Origin of the sequence: Streptomyces oryzae, assembly GCF_017676365.1 — a bacterium.
Lineage (GTDB): Bacteria > Actinomycetota > Actinomycetes > Streptomycetales > Streptomycetaceae > Streptomyces > Streptomyces oryzae.
In genome coordinates this window covers 1-7,432 of sequence record NZ_JADKMA010000273.1, presented here as the reverse complement: position 1 = coordinate 7,432, position 7,432 = coordinate 1, and the positions used below count along the sequence as shown (strand labels likewise).

Annotated in this window: 3 protein-coding genes and 1 tRNA gene; 3 read left to right on the top strand and 1 reads right to left on the bottom strand. The window is 73.2% G+C overall.

What is annotated here, in order from left to right; all coding sequences use genetic code 11:
• Window positions 1-292: 292 nt before the first annotated feature.
• Window positions 293-511, top strand: coding sequence for a hypothetical protein (locus tag ITI46_RS35945; RefSeq protein ID WP_209243456.1), 219 nt, complete (start codon window positions 293-295; stop codon window positions 509-511).
• An 801-nt stretch (window positions 512-1,312) separates the two neighbouring features.
• Here ITI46_RS35945 and ITI46_RS32075 read toward each other — a convergent pair.
• Window positions 1,313-1,388: transfer RNA gene (locus tag ITI46_RS32075), tRNA-Arg, on the bottom strand.
• A 340-nt stretch (window positions 1,389-1,728) separates the two neighbouring features.
• Between ITI46_RS32075 and ITI46_RS32070 the strand changes: the two genes are divergently transcribed.
• Both ITI46_RS32070 and ITI46_RS36155 read left to right on the top strand, forming a co-directional pair.
• A complete protein-coding gene (locus tag ITI46_RS32070) occupies window positions 1,729-4,017 on the top strand; it encodes an ATP-binding protein (protein ID WP_307808412.1) in 2,289 nt (762 codons plus the stop codon).
• A 5-nt stretch (window positions 4,018-4,022) separates the two neighbouring features.
• The coding region (locus ITI46_RS36155; protein WP_372452118.1) for a GTPase at window positions 4,023-7,432 on the top strand (3,410 nt) is incomplete at its 3' end.

The following is a 7,432-nucleotide window of genomic DNA, read 5'->3' as shown; positions in this document are numbered from 1 at the left end:
CCGATGGGGTTGATGAAGGTGCCGGGCGGGCTTTGACTTCCGTCTTCCGAAGAGGAGGCCAGCCGCAGGTTGTGCGCCTCGGCAGGAGCCTCGCTTCGCCATCAGCGGCCCATGGCCGCCACCCGAGATCCGCGCACTGGCGCAGGAGGCGGCACGGGGCGATCCGGCCAAGGGAGCCGTGTGCCGCAACCCTTCCGCAGCATCGTCGTACGCGCCCTCGAAGTGCGCTACGCGGTGGCAGGAGACGCCGCGCATCATCGACGCCTACGAACACCCCCCGCGCCGCACGTAGATGTCCCCCGCCCGCGCGGGCACCGGTCACGGCGCAACGGAAACCCCCTACGGCCTGCTCCACCACCGCTACACCCTCGACGACGAGGGCACCGTCACCGACGCCGCGCTCGTCCCCCCGGCCTCCCAGAACCACGACGCCATCGAGGAGGACGTACGGCGCTACGGGAAGCGCGCCTTGCGACCAGCCACTCCTCCGACGAAGAGCCCGCAGCGCTGAGCGAGCGCGCTGTTCGCAACCACGACCCCTGCATCTCCTGCTCCGCTCATTTCCTGCGCCTCTCGGGTGACGCGCGAGGAGTGACTTTTGGTGACCGCGGGCTTTTGGCTCTCGACGGGAGTTGCTCGGCCGGGCGCGTGTAAGCGCAGTCCTGATCCGCCGTGGCCCACTCCTTCCCCGGCGAGGCGCGGGAGCGCTACAGGTTCAGTCGCGACGATCCCATCAGGTGCCCGTAGGCATGGATTCCGGCCGGAACATCCTGGTCACAGTGGTGGCAATGGCGACGCAATCGTGGCAGTGGAAGCGGCCATGACCTCGGCGTACGCCCACAGTGACCTGCAAGAGCCCATTGATCACCTGGCCTCGGTCAACCGTCACCCGCTCCTCCCCGGGCCATGGCGGCTGTCTCTGCCGCGCGGACGGCAAGCGTGCTGCCCGGCAGCGCGACCGACTGGCGAGCTCAACCGTGGTCGGCGCCAAGAGACCCGCCGATTGCGCGGCGCTGTGCTGATCAGCGGCAGGCTTCCGTGCACGTCGCCGATCGATGGCTGCTGGGCCGCATGCTCCCCAACGGAGGACCAGCCATGTCTTGGGTGCCCCACAGGGCTCGAACCTGTGGTTGGCCGATCACATTTCGCGCCCTGGTGAGGGGCAGTGACCTGTGCTTTTCCTCAGCCTGGACGGGATCGGGCCGACTCGGCTCTTCCTCGCCTCCCGAGAGGGCGCACGACCACGAACGCCGCTGATCGACAACACCCCGCGGTGACCCGCTGCGACGCGCAGGCAGAGCTGACCATAGGTTGGCGCCCCCGGCAGGACTCGAACCTGCGGCCAAGCGCTTAGAAGGCGCCTGCTCTATCCACTGAGCTACGGGGGCCGGCCTCCGTCGCGGTGGGCGGGCTCGCCGCCCCCCGTGACCATGGCGGGGTCAAGGATAGGGGGCCATGCGGCTCGTCCTGTTCGCTCCACGGCCGCGACGCCATGTGGAGGTTCCGTGAAGCGGTCCTGATAATCGCAGGCGGGTGCGATTCACGCAGCGGTTTTGGCGGCGTGGGGGGCGGGTGTTGCGTAGTCGTTATGGGTGCGGCCGGGTTGCAGGTGGGCTATGTGGGGTGAAGGGGGCGAAAGAGGTCATTCGACGGTGAAACCACTCATTTTCATCGCCCGCAACCGCGAATAAGCTTCAAAACTGCCGCAAAATTGGGCATTCTGCCCATGTGGCGATCTTGGACGTACGGCTTGAACTGCTCGATGCGCTCACCGCAGTGCGGGAGCGCGTCGCTGCCGCGCGCTTCCCCCTCCCCTTGCCGGGCGCCGAACGCGCCCGCCGCTCCCGGGACGAACTGCTGGCCCAGCTCGACGACTACCTCGTCCCGCGCGTGCGAACCCCCGAGGCGCCGCTGCTCGCGGTGATCGGCGGATCGACGGGCGCCGGCAAATCGACGCTGGTCAACTCCCTCGTGGGGCGCAAGGTCAGCGAGGCGGGAGTGCTGCGGCCCACGACCCGCACCCCCGTACTGGTCTGCCATCCGGACGACCGCGGCTGGTTCGTCGGGCAGCGTGTGCTCCCCCGCCTGGAGCGGGTCTGGATGCCCCGGCAGGACGCGGCCGGCGCGCCAGGGGTGCCCGGCATGTCCGGTGCGCCTGCCGGGACCGGTGCGCCTGGTGCGCCCGGCGGGACCGGTGCGACCGGCGCCTTCGGCGCGGCGGGAGCTCCCGGCCCGTACGACGCGCCCGGCGGCACCGGTGGCCATGGGGCCCACGGGCCCCATGGCGCGCACGGTTCGCACGGCCCGCACGGCAGCCCGGACGGCGGGGCCGACAGCGGCGACCGGTTCGGGGACCGGACAGCGGCCGACCCTGACACCGGCTGGGACCGCGACTGGGCCGCCGACTGGGACTCCCGCAGGGACTCCGGACGGAGCGCCGGAGGCCGCACAGGGCGGGCCACCGGACGCGACACGGGCTGGGCCGCAGACTGGGACGCAGGGTGGGAGACCGGCTCCGAAACGGACTGGGAGTCCGAATGGGACGCCGACCGGGGCGAGCCCCGGCGCGTCCTCCGCCTGGAGACCGACAGCGGCCTGCCGCCTGGCCTCGCCCTGCTCGACGCGCCCGACATCGACTCCCTCATCACCCACAACCGCGACCTGGCGGCGGAGCTCATCTGCGCCGCCGACATCTGGGTACTGGTCACCACTGCAGCGCGCTACGGCGATGCCATTCCCTGGCATCTGCTGCGCACTGCCAAGGAGTACGACGTCACCCTCGCCACCGTCCTCGACCGGGTGCCGCACCAGATGGCCGCCGAGGTCACCGCACAGTACGGCCTGCTGCTGGAGCACGAGGGGCTGGGAGGGGTGCCCCGTTTCACCATCCCCGAGCTGCCCGAGTCGGCGGGCGGCTCAGGACTGCTGCCCGTCTCCGCTGTCAGCGGTCTGCGCGACTGGCTGGAAGAGCGCGCCCAGGACGCCGACGCCCGGTACGCCGCCGCCAGCCGTACCGCCGACGGGACGCTCGCCTCGCTGCGCCCCCGCATCACCGCTCTCGCCGGTGCCTCGGCCGCCCAGCACGCTGCGGCCGAGCGGCTCACCCGCTGCATCGAGGGCGCCTACGAGACCGCGGGGAACCGGATGCGTACCCGTATCGCCGGCGGCGAACTGCTGGCGGGTGACGCGGCCGAGCACTGGCGCAGCTTCCCCACCGACAGCGACGGGGAGGAACTGTTCGACGCCTTCGCCGACGGCCTGACCGCGCTGCTGTCGGGCGCGGTCGCCGCCGCCGACGAACGGATCACCGAGCTGGGCCGCACCGTGCCCGGCCTGGAAGGGTGCGGCAGCCTTCTCCCGGGCGGCCAGAGCGAGCGGGACGAGGCCACCGGCCGGATCGGCGTGATGGTGCGCAGATGGCGCCGCTGCGTCGAGGAGCTGGCCGAGGAGGAGACGCAGGCCGCAGGCCGCGCGGCCTGCGGCGAGGAGGAGACCGAACGCGTCGCAGGGCTGCTGGCCGCCTCTCTGCTGGGCGGGGAGCGGGCTGCGGGCGCCGACGACGCCCTGGAGGACCTGCTCGGCGAGGAGAGCGCCCAGCAGCTGCGAGAACAGTGCGCCGAGCTGCTGGAGGACTGCGTCGAGCGCGTGCTCTACGGCGAACGCGACCTTCGCCTCGTACCCCTGGAAACCCTCGAGGCAGGCCCCGAACCGCAGATGGAACTGATCGCCGCGTTCTCCGTACTGGACAAGCTCAACAGAACGCATGGGCTTCAGGAACCGCACCAGTTGCGACAGCTGCACCTGTCGCAGGGGCCGGCACACCAGGTGCAGGAGCAGCACCGTACGGCCGGTGCGCAGCGGCCGACAGGGATGCAGGAACCGACAGGGACGCAGGTGCCGACGGGGACGCAGGAACCGAGCCGGACGGACGTGACCGCCCGCGACTTCCCGCCGACGCGTACCCCGCTCGGCCCGGACGGCGGGCGCGGTCTGCAGAGCGCGCACATGGAGAGGTGACCCCAGTGACGTCCACCGATGCCACCCACACCGGACCGGGCCAGCAGCCCGAGCGCTGGACCGGCAGCTTGCCCGACGGCTGGGTCAGCGCGCACAGCGACCCCGTGGAGGGGCAGCTGGAACTGAGCCTGGACGGCGAGGATGCCCCGCCGCCGTCCGCGCTTTCCGCGCCCTCCGCGCCTGGGGTGAGTGCGCCGTCCCAGGAGCACGCCGGACAGAGTGAGTCTGAGGGAGGGACAGCGGCCGCACAGCGCGCGACTGCGGACGTGCCGCGCCAGCAGTCGGACCCTGCGGCGGGCAGCCCTGCGGCGGGCAGCCCTGCGGAAGACGGAGCCGAGCCCGTCTGGGACGACGGCGTCATCGCCCGCCGCGCCCCCGCCGAACGGATCACCCAGCCCGCCGAGCAGCCCGAGACGGGTCCGCCTCACCCCACGCCTGCACCGATGGCGCCACCGCAGCCCGCGCAGGCGCCGCAGCCCACGCCAGTAGTGCCAGGGGCCGAGGCTGCGCCCCAAGGGAGCGAGCACGCGCACCAACAGAGCGAGCGCGCGTTCCAACAGAGCGAGCACATGCGCCAACAGAGCGAGCACGCGCCCCCGCGGACCGACCCCGAGCCCGCACCGCCGTACATGTACGAGCCGCGTCCGCAGCAGCAGCCGTACCCGCAGCCCGAGCCGCACCGCGCGGTGCAACAGGAGGCCGTCGAGCACGCTGCCGCGCCGGAACCCGAGGTACGGGCGCCCGGCCCCCGGGGGCACGCGGCGGAGGCGGACGCCTCGGAGCGGGGAGGCGACCACCCCGTGCCCGGGATCCCCCAGGCACCCGCCCCGCCCTGGCGCGGCACCCCTTGGCCCACACCGCGGCAGCCGGGGCCCTCCTACAGCGCTGCCCAAGAGACCACACAGGAGGGGCGCTTCGTGGCCGTACAGGAGGCGCACTCCCCGGCCGTCGCCCAGGGCAGCGGAGTTCAGCCGGAAAGCGGACCCGGGGTCCAGGAGGACACCGGCGCCGGCCAGGAACACATCGCCGAGAGCGCCGAAAGCGGTCCCGCGGTCCGCGACGACACAGTCACGGACACCGGCCGCAGCGTCGACCAGAGCCCCGAAAATGCCGACCAGAGCCCCGAGAAGGACGCTTCCCGGGACCTCCGCACAGATCTCCGCAGAGAGTCGACCAGAGAGCTGAGCAGAGATCTGCGCAGGGACCCACGGCGCGACGCCGGGGAGAACGCGCTGCGCCATCGGCTGGGCGCGCTACGGGAACTCGTCGGGCTGTCGCGCACCCGGCTCGACGCCGACGTGCTCGCCGAGGCGGGAAAGGTGCTGGACGAGGCGGCGACCCGCAGAGGGCTGCCGCGTTCCTACACAACGGTCGCTCTGGCCGGCGCAACAGGCAGCGGAAAGTCGTCCCTGTTCAACGCGCTGACTGGAGGGCGCCTCTCCGAGGTGGGCATGCGCCGCCCCACCACCGCACAGCCGGTCGCCTGCACCTGGGAGGCGGGACGCTACAGCGACGGCGGTCCCGAAGGGCTGCTCGACAGACTGGGCATCCCGCAGCACGCGCGGCACCGTACGCACGACGGCACACTGAGCGGCCTCATCCTCGTCGACCTGCCCGACCACGACTCCGTCGCACCAGGACACCGCGAACAGGTGGACAGGATGCTGGAACTGGTCGACGCGGTGGTGTGGGTGGTCGACCCGGAGAAGTACGCGGACGCGCTGCTGCACGAGGGCTATCTGCGGCGGCTCGCCGGCCACGCAGAGGTCACCTTCGTCGTCCTCAACCAGACCGACCGGCTCACCCGCGACGCCGTGGACGCCGTCCTGGACGACCTGCGGCGGCTGCTGGACGAGGACGGCATGGCACTGGGCGAGCACGGGGAACCGGGCGCGGCCGTACTGTCCGCCTCGGCGCTCACCCACGAGGGCATCGACGTACTGCGGGAGGAACTCGGCGAGTTCGTCGCACAGCAGCGCGCCGCAGTGCTGCGGCTGACCGCCGACCTGGACGGTGCGACGGAACGCCTCCGCCCCGTATACGCCGATCCCGGGCCCGGCGCGGAGGATGGCCCCATCGGACTGACCGAGAGCGCCCGCGAGGACTTCGAGGACAGGCTGGCCGTCGCCGTGGGCGCGGCAGCCGCCGGACAGGCTGCCGAGCGGGCGTGGCTGCGCCAGGCCGAGCACTCCTCCGGCATCCCCTGGGTACGCGCGCTGCGCTGGTACGCCTCCAGGCCGACCCAGGAGCGGGACGACCCGTCCCGTACCGCGGCCGGTGAACAGCCGGCGGAGCAGCCGGGGGAGCGGGACGGTGCCGCCGTCGGGACCGCAGCCCGCCGCGAGACCCTTCAGCAGCCGCTCGCCGCCCGGCCAGTGGTGGCCCAGGCCGTACGGGAGCTCGCGGACGCGGCGGCGAGCGGCCTTCCCGGCGCCTGGGCGCGCACCGTACGCGAATCGGCCCGGCGCGGTGCCGCGGGGCTGCCGGAGGTGCTGGACGAGGTGATGGCAGTCTGCGCCTCCGGGCCGGACGCGGTGCGGACGGCTTCGGCCGCGGTCACGGCGTCGATGACGGATGTCGCACTGGGCACGGAGCCCGCCTCGTCGGCGCAGGATGCCGCCGCGCGGGCGGTGCCCGGGCAGCAGGCGTACGCGGAAGCGCCGGGCCGGGGGAGCGGAACAGGCGCAACAGGTGCATCGGGCGCATCGGGCGGAACGGGCAGCGGAACGGACGACGGGCGGGAGGAGCGGACCGGCGCTGCCGGGGAGTTCGGCCGGGAGGCCCGGGAGGGGGGCGGCGGGACGACCGCCGGACGGTCCCCGGGGTCGGCCGCCGGACCGGCAGCCGATGCGGAGGGGACGGCGCGGCGCGCGGGCGGCGGGCGGTCCGGAGCTGCCACCCGTGTTCCTCGGCCGACCTGGCACACGGCGGCCTTCGCCGGCCAGTGGCTGCTGTTCGGCGTACAGATGCTGGGTGCCGTCTGGGCGGTCGCGGCCTTGGCACTCGCGCGCGGGCTCGACCAGGCCATGCTGCTGCCCTGCGTGCTGCTGACGGCTGCCACCGTCGCAGGCCCCGCGCTCGCGTGGGCGTGCAGGAGGGCTGCCCGTGGCCCGGCGCGGACATACGGGCTGGAAGAGGAGCGCAGGCTACGGCAGTTGGCGGCATGCTGCGGCAGGACGCGAGTGCTGGAGCCGGTGGCCGCCGAACTGCTGCGGTACCGGCAGGTACGCGAGCAGTACGCGATCGCGGCCGGCGCGGTGGACTCGGCCCTGGCCACGCCGCCGGTCCAGGCCACGCCGCCGCCGGCCCAGGCTGCGGACGCCACGGGGGCCGGGCAGGAGACGGAGGCCGGGAAGGCCGCTGCCATGGAGACCGCCGCGGTGGAGATGACCGGCCCGGAGGCAGGGGGTGGGTC